At 73.1% G+C, this 15,014-nt stretch carries 11 protein-coding genes; 2 read left to right on the forward strand and 9 right to left on the reverse strand.

The window, feature by feature from the left end:
• Nucleotides 1-38: 38 nt before the first annotated feature.
• The 7 genes from IF23_RS32340 to eccD form a co-directional block, all read right to left on the reverse strand.
• Nucleotides 39-338: a YbaB/EbfC family nucleoid-associated protein gene (locus IF23_RS32340; RefSeq protein WP_245654847.1), complete on the reverse strand. Its 300-nt coding sequence runs from the start codon at nt 336-338 to the stop codon at nt 39-41.
• The gene (locus tag IF23_RS34725) at nt 295-2,400 is read right to left on the reverse strand and encodes a WXG100 family type VII secretion target (protein WP_030278360.1); all 2,106 of its coding nucleotides are present in this window, start codon (nt 2,398-2,400) and stop codon (nt 295-297) included. The genes IF23_RS32340 and IF23_RS34725 overlap by 44 nt, the downstream gene beginning before the upstream one ends.
• Nucleotides 2,401-2,472: 72 nt before the next feature.
• A complete protein-coding gene (locus IF23_RS33875; protein WP_030278362.1) occupies nt 2,473-2,994 on the reverse strand; it encodes a hypothetical protein in 522 nt (173 codons plus the stop codon).
• A gap of 160 nt (nt 2,995-3,154) precedes the next feature.
• A complete protein-coding gene (locus tag IF23_RS0100160; protein WP_030278364.1) occupies nt 3,155-3,466 on the reverse strand; it encodes a WXG100 family type VII secretion target in 312 nt (103 codons plus the stop codon).
• Nucleotides 3,467-3,565: 99 nt separating this feature from the next.
• Nucleotides 3,566-3,889 (reverse strand): WXG100 family type VII secretion target, encoded by a 324-nt coding sequence (locus tag IF23_RS0100165; RefSeq protein ID WP_030278367.1) that lies wholly within the window; start codon nt 3,887-3,889, stop codon nt 3,566-3,568.
• Nucleotides 3,890-3,994: 105 nt separating this feature from the next.
• Nucleotides 3,995-5,515 carry a type VII secretion protein EccB gene (gene eccB / locus IF23_RS0100170; protein WP_030278369.1) on the reverse strand — a complete coding sequence of 507 codons (1,521 nt, stop codon included), beginning with the start codon at nt 5,513-5,515 and terminating at the stop codon, nt 3,995-3,997.
• Between the two features lie 147 nt (nt 5,516-5,662).
• Nucleotides 5,663-7,057 (reverse strand): type VII secretion integral membrane protein EccD, encoded by a 1,395-nt coding sequence (gene eccD, locus IF23_RS0100175; RefSeq protein WP_030278370.1) that lies wholly within the window; start codon nt 7,055-7,057, stop codon nt 5,663-5,665.
• Between the two features lie 534 nt (nt 7,058-7,591).
• Here eccD and eccCa point away from each other — a divergent pair.
• Together eccCa and IF23_RS0100185 are read left to right on the forward strand one after the other, a co-directional pair.
• Complete coding sequence (gene eccCa / locus IF23_RS0100180; protein ID WP_342667914.1) at nt 7,592-11,488, forward strand: type VII secretion protein EccCa; 3,897 nt, start codon at nt 7,592-7,594, stop codon at nt 11,486-11,488.
• A 165-nt stretch (nt 11,489-11,653) separates the two neighbouring features.
• A complete protein-coding gene (locus IF23_RS0100185; protein WP_051739046.1) occupies nt 11,654-12,802 on the forward strand; it encodes a glycosyltransferase in 1,149 nt (382 codons plus the stop codon).
• Nucleotides 12,803-12,871: 69 nt separating this feature from the next.
• On the opposite strand, the gene IF23_RS0100190 is transcribed toward IF23_RS0100185, so the two are convergent.
• Nucleotides 12,872-14,077: a S8 family serine peptidase gene (locus tag IF23_RS0100190; RefSeq protein WP_169749978.1), complete on the reverse strand. Its 1,206-nt coding sequence runs from the start codon at nt 14,075-14,077 to the stop codon at nt 12,872-12,874.
• 164 nt (nt 14,078-14,241) lie between these two features.
• A complete protein-coding gene (locus IF23_RS0100195; protein ID WP_030278378.1) occupies nt 14,242-15,006 on the reverse strand; it encodes a class I SAM-dependent methyltransferase in 765 nt (254 codons plus the stop codon).
• Nucleotides 15,007-15,014: the final 8 nt, after the last annotated feature.

Genomic DNA, 15,014 nt, shown 5'->3' on the forward strand with positions numbered 1-15,014 from the left:
CGGCGCTTCACTTCCCCGCGGGGTGACCCCCGTACCCGCTACGTGCTCTGCTGGCCGGGGAGGGTGCCCCGGGTGAAGGCGGTGAGGAGGTCGTCCAGCGTGGAGCGTCCCTCCGACAGCGCCTTCATGTCGAGCGACTCGGGCAGATGCGCCGCCATCGTCCGCTGCTTCGCCTCGGCGGCGTCCTCCTGCGCCCGCTGCACCGTCTCCAGCAGCGCCTTCGCCAGCTCCGCGGCGGCCATCGAGCGGTAGCGGGTGCTGTGCAGCTTGATCCCGGTCACCCGGCCGCGGGCGTCAGCCGTGACGCTGAGCAGATGATCCTTGGCCGTAGCCGTCACGCTGACCCGGTCGAGACTCTCCCGCGCCTCCTTGGCCTGGACGCGCGCCTCCTCCAGACGTTCCAGGGCGTCCTCCATACGGCCCAGCAGCGGGTTGCCATTCATCGGTCTCTCCCTGATATGCGGTGTCGGCGAAGAGTTGGGTGCCCGGCCGGCCGAGCACGGTGGGTGCCAGCTCCGGATCGGTTCCCCATACGGACGCGTCCTCGGCCAGCCAGGTTGTGCGCTCCCGCTCCTGGTTCTCCTGGCCCTTGCCGCCGCCCATGCCGTTGGCCATCGGCGGGAACAGCGGGACGCCGGAACCGTTCTTGCCGCCGGTCGACGAGGTGGAGATCGGGCCGCGCGCCCCGCCCGCGCCGTTGGCTCCGGAGGCCCCGGAGCCGCCGGTCGAACTGGTCTGCAACCCGCCGGTCCCGGTCCCGGTGCCGGTGGTGCCCGGCGACAGGTTGCTGTTGCCGGAGGAGAGTCGCGGCGGGGTGTAGTTCTTGACGTCGTGCGGCATCCACCGCTTCGGATCGGTCTGCCCCGGACGCGGCGGCTTGTACGTGGTGTTCCCGCCGAGGTTGTTGCCCTTGCCGTAACCGGTGGACGGATTCTTCCGGGTGACGTCGGTGCTGCCCGGATGGGTCATACCGCCGGGGTTGCGCAGGTACGGCGGCACGTAGTGGTTCGGGTCGGTGTCGGTCTGCCCCGGCGGGAGGTCGGAGCCGGGGCCGAGCTTGCCGTCGCCGAGGCCGTTGGAGTCCGTCTGCCCCGGGGACAGGTCGCTGGTGTCGCCGAGGCCCTTGCCGTCGCCGAGGCCGTTGGAGTCGGTCTGGCCGGGGGCGAGATCGCTGGTGTCGCCGAGCCCCTTGCCGTCGCCGAGACCGTTGCCGTCGGTCTGTCCCGGGGCGAGATCGCTGGTGTCGCCCAGGCCCTTGCCGTCGCCGAGACCGTCGCCGTCGCTCTGGCCCGGGGGCAGATCGCCGTCGCCGTTCCCGGTGTCCTTGTCGCCGCTGCCGAGGTCCTTGTCCCCGCCGAGGTCGGTCCCGTCGCCCTTGTCCTTGTCCTTGTCCTTGGTGTCGTCACCGGTGCCGCCCGGCGGGGTCTGGGAGCCGTAGCCCCCGCCGTTGATGGCGTTCTCGATGCTCGGCGGGACGGGCTTCAGCGCCAGCGCGGAGGTGTTGTACGCCTGCGACAGCTTGGTGTGGACATCACCGACCATGCCGTTCAGATACTGCTGGGCGGTCTGTAGCCACAGGTCCTTGGCGTGCTGCTCGATCAGATCCCAGGTGCCCTGCTGGTCGACGTAGCCCAACTCCCCGTACTCGCTGTGGGTGAGCTTGGTGGTGCCCTGGCCGCCGCCCGGATTGTCCTTGTGGTCGACGTTCAGCCCGGACAGCACCTGCTGGAGCGCCCCGGCGGGCGACCAGGTGGGCTGCGAGCCCCAGGTGCTGTACATCTGCTGCATCTCGTCCACCGCGGCGCGCAGCCCGTCGCGCGCCTGGGCGACGGCGCCGAGATAGCCGCCGTTGCCGTCCGGGCCACCGGTCAGCGTGTCGATCTCCTCGAACGCGCGGGACAGCCGCAACAGGACATCGGCAAAGGCCGAGGAGGCGGAGCCCTTCCAGCCGCTCTCCGGGTCGTCCATCTTGGCCCGCCACTGGTCGAGGCCGATATGGAAGTTGTTGAAGTACTGGATGGCGCCCTTGAGCTGCTGTTCGGCGTTGGTGAAGCTCGGCAGCGAGGTCACGTCGGTCCCGGTGCCCGCCAGCGCCTGGATGACGTGGAAGGAGCCCATGTTGAGCTTGGGCCACGCCGAGTCCTTGCTGTCCGGGCCCTGTTCGTCCTCGCCCTTCATCGTGATGCCCGCGGTGCGCGAGAGCCCCCGGCCGTCGTCGTAGCGCGTGACCCACTGCCCCTTGAACGGGTCCTGCCCGAGGGCGTAGTTCCAGTACGCCTTCGTCCAGCGCGGCTCCGTCACGGCCTCCAGCGGAGGGATCGGGTCGATGGCCGTACCGCCCGGCAACCCCTTCGAGTAGAAGGAGTTCAGCAGGTCGGACCAGTTCGTGGGGTCGGCCATGGGGCTGCTCCTGCGTGAGATGTGGTCGGGGGACGGGGCGGCCGGGACTCCCGGGACCGGGCGCCCGGCGGATCAGGCGGTGGTGCTGGTGCTGGTGTTGCTGTTCGTGTTGCTGTTCGTGTTCGTGCTCGTGTTGCTGTTCTGGCCGTTGCTGTCGGTGTTCTGACCGGTGTTCGCGTTCCCGGTGGAGGAGCCGGGCGACTCGGTGCCGGTGGTGCCGGAGCCCTTGCCGCCCGCCGCCAGCGCACCGCCGATGATGCTCTGCAACTGCTGGGCCGTCAGCTGGGTGTTCTCGTCCTCGATGTTGCTCATGGCGGTACTGGTCTCCAGCAACTGCACCATCATCTTGTCCGAGAGGTTGTACGCCGTGGTCAGCTCGTTGAGCAGCGCCGTCGCCGCCTCCTTGAAGCGGTTCTGCAGATCGACGGCCGGCTGGTAGTTGGGCCCGCCCGGCAGCAGCTTGTTGGGGCCCTGGAACGCCATGAGGGCGAGGCGGGCCCGGTCCGCCTCGTCGCGCAGCCGGGTCAGCTCGTTCTCCCGGAAACCCTCCAGGGTCGCCTTCGTGAACGTCAGGGTTCCGTTGTCGTCCGCCATGTCTCGCTCCTGCTGGGTGAGGGCGCGCGCACACGGCGCGGGCCACGGTGATCGGCGCGGAAGTACGAAGTGGTACGGGGGAGGGGCGCCCGCAGCGGACGGCGCCCGGGGCGCGGGCGGCGTGCGGAGACCGCGCTCCGCACGCCGACCGCACGGACCGTCAGCTGGTGGTGAGCGCGTTCCACTTGTTCTGCTCGGAGCCGTCGACGTGCTGGTAGTTCATCCGGACCTGGCCGAGCGTCTTGCCGCCCATGCCCAGGGTCGCGCGCATCTCGTCGACCTTGCGGATCCAGTTGCGGTGCGCGGCGTCGTACGCCTCGATGGCCTGACCGCTCATCTCGCCGCGGACGGTGTTGACCTGGGCGTTCAGCTCTTCCAGGTAGTTCTCGATCTGCTGGGTGTAGTTGATCAGCTCCTGGTGACCCTGGTCCATGGCCGCATGGTTGGTGCTGAAATCGGAGAGGCTGGGCATCGGGGACGTCCTCACGGTTCGATGGGATGACAGGGGGAGGGTGGCCGCCCGGCGGCGGCCCGGTCGCGGACCGTCGGCAACGGTCCGCCCGTACGTCGCTCAGTGCGGGCTGGTCTGCGACACCCAGTGCTTGGTCAGGCCGAGGTTGTCCGACTCGTTGGTGGTGAAGTTGGAGCGGGTGCCGCTCAGCTGGTCGCCCATCGCCTGGAGGGAGTCCATGAGCGACTTCAGCTGCGTCTGCCAGGTCGCCAGGGCGTCGCCGAAGCCGCCCGACGCGTTACCCGTCCAGCTGCCGGACAGCGCGATCTTGCTGTTCTCGACGCTGGTCTGGATGTTCTGGCAGCTCTGGTGCGTGTTGTCGATGGCCTGCGCCGCGATCTGGAGCGCGTGCTCGGTACTCGTGAACTGGTTTCCGGCAACCATGCGGGACTCCTCAGAGATCGGCGCCGTACACGGACCCGGTGTCCGTGTCCCGGCGGGAGCGTGCGGTGAACGGCGTCCGGGACCGGGCCGACGGACGACGGTGCGTCATCCGGCCGCCCCCTTCCCGGAGTCTGCGGTGGTGCTCGCGGAGGCACGGCACTCGGGGTCCTCCGGCGCCTGCGGCGCCGACAGCGCGGGCCGCGCCGCCGCCACCGGGTCGAGCACGGGGCCCGTCGGCAGCAGCCGCAGCAGCGCGGACGGCAGACGGACGGTCTCCGGCTCGGTGAACGACAGCTTCTTCAGCACCGAGTCGTCGGCCAGCGGGTACTTGGTGCCGTCCCCGGTGACGAGGTACGGCGCGCCGGTGCTGCGGCCGCTGCCCTCGCCGCCACGGCCCGGCAGCGGGCGGGCCAGCACCGCGGTGCCCGGCTGCGCGGTCACCAGCCCCGGCTGCGGGCAGCCCGGCGCGGTGCTCTGCCGCGGCACGATCTCCCGGCCCCCGGCCAGCCGCCGGTCGGTCAGGGTGAGTTGCTGGAGCGGTGCGTCGCCGTGCGGGGTGACGGACAGACAGGGGACGGCGCCGCCGGGGGAGAGCGCGCGGGGCGGCGCGGCGGGCAGCCCGGACAGGAAGTCGGCCGCCCCGCCCTTGGCCAGCGCCGGACGGACCTGGTCCGGGGTGAGGGCGACGGCGGCGGGCGCGGCGCCGTCGTACGCCTTCTTCCGGGTGTCGGCGTCACCGGTCAGCAGCTGCGAGCCGGTGAGGGTGAACGGCACCAGCCCGTCCTCGGTCAGCAGGTAGTACTGGTCGGCGGAGCTGGGCGTGTGCACCACGAAGAACTGGCCGACGCGCCGCTTCGACCCGCCGATCTCCGGGCCCGCGGAGCCGCGCCCGGGCACGTCCGGCGCCGCCAGATCGGGACCGGCGGGGATCGCGGCGAGGAACGAGTCGTCCACCGCGACCGGCTCGACGGTGCCGTAGCCGAGCGCCTGCACGGCGCCGCCGTGGTCGTCCAGCCGCAGCCGCTGACCGTGCCAGAGCAGGTAGTCGTTCTTCTTGGCGTCCTGGACGAGGACCGCCTCGGAGTCCCGCAGCGGCGGGCTCTGCGCGCTCACGCCGATCCCCACCGAGGTGGTCGCCAGCTCCCGCCCGTCGTCGCCGGTGCGGCTGGTGGCGCACACCTGCCAGGCGCTGAGGGAGAGCGCGTCGCCCGAGGGCAGTGAGTCCGGTGCGTCCGGGATGCCGATCGCGGTGCCGCGCGGCACGCCCGCGAGGGACTCCCGGGAGACCTCCTGGACCAGGCCCTTGTCACCGACGGCGAGCTTCGCCGAGGTGTAGTTGAGGACCGGGCGCAGCTCCCCGCCGCCGTAGAGGTAGCGGGCGCCGGTCTCCTTCTCCACGATGATCGCGTTCGCCTGCCGCCAGGACGTGGACCGCCCGGGGAAGAGCAGACCGGACACCGCGAACCCGAGGCAGAGCAGCACCCCGATGACCAGTCCGATGACCGTCCCGCGCCGGGTGCGCCCCATATGGGTGTCGATGGCGTCCGGATCGGCGGAGAGCATGCTGGAGGTCAGGCGTCCCACCACGAAGGAGTACGCCTGGACCTGGTCCCGCCGTGACTGCATCTGCTCTCCTGCCACCGTGCTGCGCCCACTGCTGCCGGGCTGTGTTGTCGGGGTCGTGCCGACCGGACGGTGGGCTCGCGCCGGTCGCGGACCACCGGGAGGGCGAGGGGCGCGCGGGGCCGGTCGTCCGCCGCGCGCCGCGGGACGTCAGCTCAGCCAGTCCCGCAGGGCGCCGAGCGCGCCCAGGTCGATCAGGACGAGGGGGAGCAGGGCGATGGCGCAGGCCGAGTGGAGCAGATCGGCGGCGCGCCCCCAGTACGGCACCAGCCGTCGGCCGGGCAGCGCCCAGGAGGCGATGGTCAGTCCGGCGCCGACGACCAGCAGCACCAGCAGGACGACGGCGCGGGTGCCGGGGGAGCCGTGCCAGGCGAAGCCGAGGGCGGGCAGCAGCAGACCGAGGCAGCCGGGGAGCGCCACCGACAGCCGCTGGCGGGTACCGGCCATCGCCCGGGCGTGCAGCACCAGCAGCACACTGAGCACCGCGCCGAGCGCCAGAGGCTCCCAGCCCCGCCCGGTGGACAGCGCCACCAGGCAGACCGCGCACATCAGACCGCAGGCCGTGTAGAGGGCGGTCATGTAGCGGTCGGCGACGCGGGTGCGCTCCAGCACGTCGGTGGAGGGCACCGGGTCGATACCCTCCTGGAGTTCCTGGGCGTTGGTGGGCAGCGGCGGCAGCCGGAGTCCGGCCAGCCGGAACGACAGCAGGGGGACGAAGGTGCCGAGGACGACGGTGACGGCGGCGACCGGACCGGCCGCCGCCGACGGTGCCAGCCCGGCGGTCAGCCCGAGGACCCCGCCGACCGCGGTGAGCAGGAAGCCCAGCAGGACGGCGGTGAACAGCGGCGCCGCGGACGCCGCCGCGGCCAGCGCCAGGATCGCGGCGCCGGAACCCGCCGCGGCACCGGCCAGCAGCCGCGCCCCGAGCAGTGGGTCGCCGACCGGTCCGGTGGGCACGAACCAGCCCGCCACGAAGAGATAGGGGACGGCCAGCAGACCGAGGGTGGTACCGGCGACCGCGTCGCCCACGGCGCGGGCGGCGGCGATCGCGCCGAGCAGCAGCAGGACGCCGACGGCGGCGGTGGCCGCGGAGTGCAGCAGCGGCAGGCCGCTGGTGGCCAGCGGGACCAGACCGGTCAGCAGCACGGCGGCGCCGAAGCCGAGGGCGAGCCGCCGGGTGCCCTCCGGGCCCCACTGGCCGGTGCGCTCGCGCATCCCGGTGGCGACGCCGTCGACGAGGTCGTCGAAGTGGACGGGCGGCAACTGTTCGCGGCGCGGCCGCAGATGGAGGGTTTCGCCGTCCCGCAGGCCCAGATCGGCGGGGGTCGACTCCTCGTCGAGGGCGGGGCGGCCGAGGCGCTGAAGGATCCAACCGCCGTGCTCCACGCCCGTTTCGTCGAGATCGCCGCCGGGGACGGAGCCGTGTTCCAGCAGCGAGGGCATCACCTCGACCAGGGGCATGTCGGCCGGGAGCCCGATCTCGAAGGAGCGCTCGGGCGCCTTGACGACGATCTTGCATATATCGGCAACGATGGTGCTGCTCACGTCAGTTCTCGCCTTCCGCCCCAACGTCGAGGGTGTTCCACCAGAACGTCCTGCCCGGGCAAACGCCCCCGTTGTACACCTGCCGGTATAAAACGGATAGACATCCGATGACTGTGCTGACGCCTTTTTCTCGATCTTCTCGATGGGTGGGGCCTCTGCACAGGCCGCGGAACGTCACGCTCCCGGCGCGAAAAAGCACTTGCTCTGGCTGCGTGGAGGGCGTCCTGGTGGAGAGGAAGTTAACACAAGTCGCTTTAACATTGGCCGGTCCGCCAAAAACTTGTGTGATCTTCATCCGGGTGGGGCGGTGGGGCCCGCAAACGGCCATGGCATCATCTGGGCCCACCAGCCCGACGCGCCGCCGGACGCCCGTCGTTGACGCCGCCGACCCCTGCCCGGACACCCCCTCCGGACGGTCGGCCGGACCCGGCGGCGGCCGGTCCCGCACGTACCGAGAGGACCCGTGTGAGCCTCATCCTCTTCCGCCGTCCACCACGTCGGCCGGGTCCTGAAGTTCCCGGTGGCGAACTGGAATTGCAGGAGCCACCGGCCCTCCCCGAGCGGACCAGCAACCTCTCCGCGCTCTTCACCTACCTGCCGATGGCCGTCGCCTCCACCGGCATGGTGCTGATCTTCCTGCGGCCCGGCGGCGGCAGCGGTGTCTTCACCTATATGGTCGGCGGAATGATGCTGGTCAGCACGTTGGCCATGCTGATCGGCCAACTCGTGCGCTCCGCGGGCGAACGGAAGCGGCGGCTCAGCGGCGACCGCCGCGACTACCTCCGCTATCTGTCGCAGAACCGCCGCCGGGTCCGCGAGGCGGTCGTCGGCCAACGCGACGCCCACGCCTGGCGCAACCCCGACCCGGAGGCGCTGCGTTCACTGGTGCGAACGAGTCGGCTGTGGGAACGGCGCACCTCTCACGAGGACTTCGCCGAGGTCCGGCTGGCCGTCGGCGACCAGCGGCTCGGGATGCGCGTCGCCCCCATGGAGACCAAGCCCGTCGAGGACCTGGAACCGCTCGCCGCGCATGCGCTGCGCCGCTTCATCCGCGCCTACACCTCCGTCGCCGACCAGCCCATCGCCCTTTACCTCCGCGGCTATGCCCGCGTCCAGTTCCGCGGTGACGAGGAGAGCGCACGGGCCATGATCCGCGCCCTCATCGGGCAACTCGCCGTCTTCCACGCCCCCGAGGAACTGCGCCTCGCGGCCTGCACCTCCAAGGACGCGCTGGAGCAATGGGAATGGCTCAAATGGCTGCCCCACGCGCTCCATCCGACCGAGCACGACGGCGCCGGACAGCACCGGTTGGTCACCGAGGACACCACCGAATTCGCCGAACTCCTCGGAGGTCTGCTCTCCGACCGGCCGCGCTTCGACCCCCAGGCCGCACCCGGCAAGGAGGAGCCGTTCACCGTCGTCGTCCTCGACGGCGCCGACCTCCCCGGCGACGACCGGCTCTCCGGCGGCGGCTACCGCAACTGCGTCGTCCTCGACCTCTCCGGCAGCCTCGCCTGGGGCGGCCCGCACACCCTCGGCCTGGAGGTCGAACCCGGCCATCTGCGCGCCGTCGGCCGCGACCGCAACGGCCGCGAGACCGTCTCCCGGCTCGGCCGCCCCGACGCCCTCGCCCCGGTCCGCGCCCGCGCCCTGGCCCGCATGATCGCGCCGTACCGCATGAGCGTGACCACCGAGGTCGCCGAGCCGCTGGAATCCGACTTCCAGCTCACCACCCTGCTGGGCATCGCCGATCTCCACACCCACGAGCTGGAGCGGTTCCACGAGTTCCGCGGCCCGGGCGAGCGCGACCGGCTGCGCGTCCCGGTCGGTGTCGCCGCCGACGGCTCACCCGTCGAACTCGACCTCAAGGAGTCCGCGCACAACGGCATGGGCCCGCACGGCATGCTCATCGGCGCCACCGGCTCCGGCAAGAGCGAGCTGCTGCGCACCCTCGTCACCTCGCTCGCCCTCACCCACTCCTCCGAGATCCTCAATCTCGTCCTGGTGGACTTCAAGGGCGGCGCCACCTTCCTCGGCCTGGAGAACCTGCCGCACACCTCCGCCCTCATCACCAACCTCGCCGACGAGGCGGCGCTGGTGACCCGGATGCACGACGCGGTCCACGGCGAACTGATCCGCCGCCAGGAACTGCTGCGCTCGGCCGGCAACTACACCAACAACCTGGAGTACGAGAAGGCCCGCCTCGCCGGGACCCCGCTGGCGCCCATGCCCTCGCTCGTCATCATCGTCGACGAGTTCAGCGAACTGCTCGCCGCCCACCCCTCCTTCATGGACCTCTTCGTCATGATCGGACGGCTCGGCCGCAGCCTCGGCGTCCATCTGCTGCTCGCCTCCCAGCGCCTCGACGAGGGCCGCGTCCACCAACTCGAATCACACCTCTCGTACCGCATCGGCCTGCGCACCTTCTCCGCCATGGAGAGCCGCGGCGTCCTCGGCGTCCCCGACGCCCACCAACTGCCGCCCGCCCCCGGCAACGGCTACCTCAAGAGCGACACCGCCACCCTCACCCGCTTCAAGGCCGCCTACGTCTCCGGCCCCTACGAGGCCCGGCGCCGCAACGCCCCGAGCGCCCAGGGCGGCGGCTCCGCCGTCCCCTACCGCTCCGGCTACGTCGCCCCCACCCGGCCCGTCGTCCCCGTCGAGCCCGACCCGGCCGAGGAGCGCGAGCAGCTCACCCTGCTGGAGACCGCCAACCGGCGCCTGCTCGACGCCGGTGGCCCGCCCGCCCACCGCATCTGGCTGCCCCCGCTGGACATCCCGCCGACCCTCGACGAGATGCTCCCCGCCCAACCCGAGGACCTGGCCCGCCTCTACGACCCCGAGCGGCGGGAGGCCGGACCGCTGCGGGTACCCGTCGGCGTCGTCGACCGCCCCTTCGACCAGCGGCGCGACCCGCTCGTCGCCGACCTCTCCGGCACCGGCGGCCACCTCGGCGTCGCCGGTGGCCCGCAGACCGGCAAGAGCACCCTGCTGCGCACCGTCATCACCGCCCTCGCCCTCAGCCACACCCCGCGCGAGGTGCAGTTCCACTGCCTCGACTTCGGCGGCGGCGGCTTCGGCACCCTGGCCGACCTGCCGCACATGGGCACCATCAGCAGCCGCGTCCACACCGAGCGCGTCCACCGCACCGTCGGCGAGCTGGAGACCCTGCTGACCCGGCGCGAGGAACAGTTCGCCGACTCCACCATCGACGGCATCGCCGACTACCGCAGGCGCCGCGCCGCCGGGGAGTTCGCCGACGACCCCTGGGGCGACGTCTTCCTCGTCGTCGACGGCTGGTCCACACTGCGCAACGACTTCTTCGACCTCAGCCAGAACATCGCCCAACTCGGCGCCCGCGGCCTCAACTACGGCATCCACCTGCTGATCTCCTCGCCCCGCTGGGCCGACATCCAGCCCGCCCTGCGCGACCAGATCGGCAGCCGCTTCGAGCTGCGGCTCGGCGACACCGTCGACTCCGTCATCAACATGCGCAAGGCCAAGGAGGTCCCCCGCATCCCCGGCCGCGGTCTGACCGAGGACACCTACCACTTCCTCACCGCACTGCCCCGCACCGACGGCGACGGCAACGCCGCCACCCTCACCGAGGGCACCCAGGAGACGGTCGCCGCCGTCCGCGCCGCCTGGGGCGACCGCCCCGGCGCACCCGCCGTACGGATGCTGCCCTCCACCGTCCACACCACCGACCTGCCCGCACCGGTCGGCCGCGACGTCCCGCTGGGCCTGGAGGAGAACGAACTCGCCGCCTTCCGCCAGGACTTCGACGCCAACCCGCACCTCGTCGTCATCGGCGACACCGAGAGCGGCAAGACCAACCTGCTGCGCCTCGTCGCAGACTCCATCGTCCGCACCCACACCGCCAGCGAGGCCAAGTTCGCCTTCGTCGACCTGCGGCGCGAGCTGTACGACGCGGTGCCCGAGGAGTACCGCCTCGACTACGCGGTCTCCCTCGACGCCGCCCGCGAGATGGTCCGCAACTGCGCCGCCTCGATGCGCCCCCGCATCCCCGGCCCGGACATCACCCCCGACCGGCTGCGCCGGCGCGACTGGTGGAAGGGCCCGCAGGTCTTCCTCATCGCGGACGACTACGACCTCGTCGGCGGCGCCGGGATCGGCGCGCAGACCCCGTTCGAGCCGCTGATCGACATCCTCACCCAGGGCTCCGAGATCGGCTTCCACCTGGTCCTCGCCCGCTCCGCGGGCGGCGTCAGCCGGGCCATGAACGACCCGCTGATGCGGCGCCTGGTCGAGGCGAACACCAACCGTCTGCTGCTCTCCTGCCCGCCCGGCGAAGGCGTCCTCTTCGGCGACGTCCGCCCCCGCACGTACCCGCCGGGCCGCGCCCAGTGGATCGCCCGCCGCCGCAACGTCCAGGTGCAGACCGCGCTGCTGGGGGAGAAGGAGCACTGAGCCCCGCCGGGAAGGTGCCGGTCACACCGGTGGGGTGACCGGCACCCCCGGCTCCCCGGGCCCGGACACGGAAGTGCGCCCGCACACCGCATCCGTGGCCCGGGCGCGTCCGTTCCGGCGCACCATGGCCGGACCGCCACGCCCCCCGAGGAGCCCGGAGCCCCCATGCCCTTACGGATCGCCGTCACCGCCGAGCCGATACCGTCCCACCTCAGCGCGCTCGACTACGTCGTCGGCCCGGCCCGCGACCAGGGCCACCGGGTCACCCTCCACGCACCCCCGATGTTCCGCGCCGAGGCCCGCCGCCGCGGCATCGCCCACCGGCCGACCGGAACCGACTGGACCTGCGCGCCCGGCGTACAGGAGACGGCGAGCGAGATCTGGCGGCGGCACGGCAACGGGCCCTTCAACCGCCATGTCTTCGGACGGCTCTGGCCCGACCACGCCGAGGCCAAGACCCGCGCCCTGCTCACCGCCTGGCGCCGGGACCGCCCCGACCTGGTCATCGCCGAATGCAGCGACCCCGGCGCCCACCTCGCGGCCCGGATCCTCCGCCTGCCCCTGCTCGCGGCCGACAACGGCCTCGGCCCGCTGCTCCAGGAACTGTGGGACACCGACATCGCGCCCGCCCTGAACCCGCTGCACAAGCAGTACGGCCAAGCCACCCCCACCCTGCCCCCGATGCTCACCCCGGCCCCGGTCCGGTGGTTCCACCCGACGCCCCCGCCCGCCGCGCGACCGGTCCGCCGCACCGTCGCGGCACACCGCACCGTCCTCCCCGCCCGGCTGGACCGCGCCCCCACCGGCCGCCCCCTCGTCTACGCCAGCCTGGGCACCCTCACCACCGCGATGCCGGGGCTGCGCACCACCGTGGAGGCCCTGTACCGGGAGATCATCGCCGCGCTCACCACGGTCGACTGCGACGCGATCGTCTCCGCGGGCGCCCTCGCCGGGGACCTGACCGCCGACGATCCCCGGATCACCGTCGTCCCCCACGTCCCGCAGCCCGCCCTGCTGCACCGCGCCGACCTCTTCGTGACCCACGGCGGCCGGGCCTCCCTGCTCGACGCGGTACAGGGCGGGGCGCCTGTCCTCGGCCTGGGGATCCTCGCCGACCAGCCCGCCAACACCGCCGCGTTCGCCCGGCTCGGCCTCGGCCGGTCCCTGCCCCCGACGGCGGCGCGTACCGAGATCGCCGACGCCGTGACCGCCCTCCTCGGCGACCTTGGCCACCTCCGCGCCATGGCCGCGGCCCGCACCGAACTGGCCGCACTGCCCCCGCTCGACCTCACCGACCTCCCGGACCCCGGCTGACCGGCGCCACCACACACCAGACGCACCGGGCGACGGACCCGGTGCGCCTCCGCCGTGCGGGCGCGGACGCTACGGCGCGCGCCAACCGCGGGCCCGGCCGCGGGGGATGACCACCGCCAGCAGCGCCGCGACCGCCGCCACCGCCGCGACCCCGCCCGCCATCGCCCACACCGGCCCGGACGCCACCTGCGGCGGCGGCTGGTCCGCCTGGTAGGCCGCGGCGACCGAGCCCGAGCCCGGGCCGGGGGCGCTCCCGCCCGGCCGCAGCGCCGCCACCGCACCCTCCGGGTCGACCATGCCGTACCCGGTCGCCGCGTCCGGCACCGCACCGGCGCCGCGCACCGCGGTGGCCCGCAGCCGTTCTCGTACCGCGTCGGCCGACAGCTGTGGATCGCGGGCGCGGACCAGCGCGGCGGTCCCGGCGACGAACGCCGCCGCCACCGGGTCCCCGCTCCCCGTGAAGTGCCCGCCGCCCGGACCCACGCTCAGCACCCGGTCGCCGGGGGCCGTCAGATCGACCCGGACCGTCGCCCCGCCGGTCGCCGCCGCCTGTTCGGCGTCACCACCGAGCGGGGCGCCCTCCACATTGACGGCGGCCACACTGACCACCCGCGGATAGGCCGCCGGATACGACACCCCGTGGCTGCGGCTCTCCGTCCCGGCGCCCGCCACCACCACGACATCCTTCTGCTGCGCATAGGCGAGCGCCGACTTCAGCGCCCCGCTGGAGCGCGCCGCCCCCACCCCGACCAGCACCACCCGCGCGCCGTGGTCGACGGTCCGGCGGATGCCCGCGGCCACCGCGTCGGGATCGGCCGCACCGCTGTACCCCTCCGCCGCGACGGCCGCCCCGACGACCCGCGCCTGCGGGGCGACGCCCTCGAAGCCGATGTCCGGGGTGCGGGCGGCGGCGACCACCCCGGCGAGGAAGGTGCCGTGCCCGGAGCAGTCCTTGCCGGTGCCCGACGCCCGCCCGGCCAGCGCCGGGACGGACGCGTCGAGCCCGCCGTCGACCACCCCGACCGTCACCCCGCGCCCCTCGCTCAGCGGATGCGCCTTCCCGATGCCGAGCAGCTTCTGCGGCCACGGCGTCGCCCGCGCCGTCCCGGAGCTGTGCTTGACGCACTTCGTTCCGTCGAGCGCGGTGGAGATCTGCGGCAGGACGGCGGAGTCGGTGAACGGGGCGGCCACGGCCGGGAGCGGGACCGCGGCGGCGAGCAGGACACAGCCCACCGTGGTGGCCCGCAGGGAGAGTTTCCGCCGGCGGTCGGACACGAAGGTGCCTCCTGGAGCAGGTCGGACGGCGGCCACCCGGAGGGGCCGCTCTGTGCTTGACCGGGATCATACGCAGAACCGGGCGACGGACGAACGGGCAGGCGAGGCGGGGCAGTTTGTCCCCCGGGCCGCGGAACGGACCCGCCTCGCGGCCCGCGCCCCGCTCACCCCGCGGGCTTCCGCGCCTCGATCAGGAACCGCGTCGCCCGCGCCGGGAACGGCCCCTCCGCGAGGATCTTCTCGTGCAGCTCCCGCAGCCGCTCGCGGTAGCCGTCCACGGTGAAGCCCGGCACCATCCAGATCACCTTCCGCAGGAAGTACACCACCGCGCCGATGTCCCGGAACTCCGTCCGCAGCGACTCCAGCCGCAGATCGACGACGTCCAGACCGGCCGCCTCCGCGCCCCGCCGGGCGTCGTCCGGATGGCGGCGCCGCCGCACCTCGTCCGGCTGCGGCCCCAGGAAGAACTCCACCAGCTCGAAGACGCTGGCCGGACCGACCTGCTGGGACAGGTACGTACCGCCCGGCTCCAGCACCCGGGCGATCTCCTGCCACCACACCGTCACCGGATGGCGGCTGACGACCAGGTCGAAGGCGCCGTCGGCGAACGGCAGCGGCGGCTCGTCCGGATCGGCGACCACCACTACACCCCGCGGCCGCAGCAGCCGGGTCGCCGCCGCGAGATTCGGCGGCCACGCCTCCGTGGCGGCCACCAGCGGCGGCAGCCGGTCCACCCCGGCCAGCACCTCCCCGCCGCCGGTCTGCACGTCCAACGCCGCCGACGCGCCCGCCATCCGCGCGCCCATCAGCCGCTGATACCCCCACGACGGGCGTTCCTCCGTCGCCCGCCCCGCCAGCCAGGAGAAGTCCCAGCCCGCCACCGGAGCCCGCTCGGCCTCCGCCACCAGATCCTCGAACGTTCGTGACACGGGGGGAT

The organism is Streptomyces catenulae (assembly GCF_000718015.1).
Taxonomy (GTDB): domain Bacteria; phylum Actinomycetota; class Actinomycetes; order Streptomycetales; family Streptomycetaceae; genus Streptomyces; species Streptomyces catenulae.

What these genes read in the sequence shown, in the direction of transcription:
- eccB (WP_030278369.1), bottom strand. Translation starts at nt 5,515, where the DNA reads ATGCAGTCACGGCGGGACCAGGTCCAGGCGTACTCCTTCGTGGTGGGA.
- IF23_RS34725 (WP_030278360.1), bottom strand. Translation starts at nt 2,400, where the DNA reads ATGGCCGACCCCACGAACTGGTCCGACCTGCTGAACTCCTTCTACTCG.
- IF23_RS0100165 (WP_030278367.1), bottom strand. Translation starts at nt 3,889, where the DNA reads ATGGTTGCCGGAAACCAGTTCACGAGTACCGAGCACGCGCTCCAGATC.
- IF23_RS0100185 (WP_051739046.1), top strand. Translation starts at nt 11,654, where the DNA reads ATGCCCTTACGGATCGCCGTCACCGCCGAGCCGATACCGTCCCACCTC.
- IF23_RS33875 (WP_030278362.1), bottom strand. Translation starts at nt 2,994, where the DNA reads ATGGCGGACGACAACGGAACCCTGACGTTCACGAAGGCGACCCTGGAG.
- IF23_RS0100160 (WP_030278364.1), bottom strand. Translation starts at nt 3,466, where the DNA reads ATGCCCAGCCTCTCCGATTTCAGCACCAACCATGCGGCCATGGACCAG.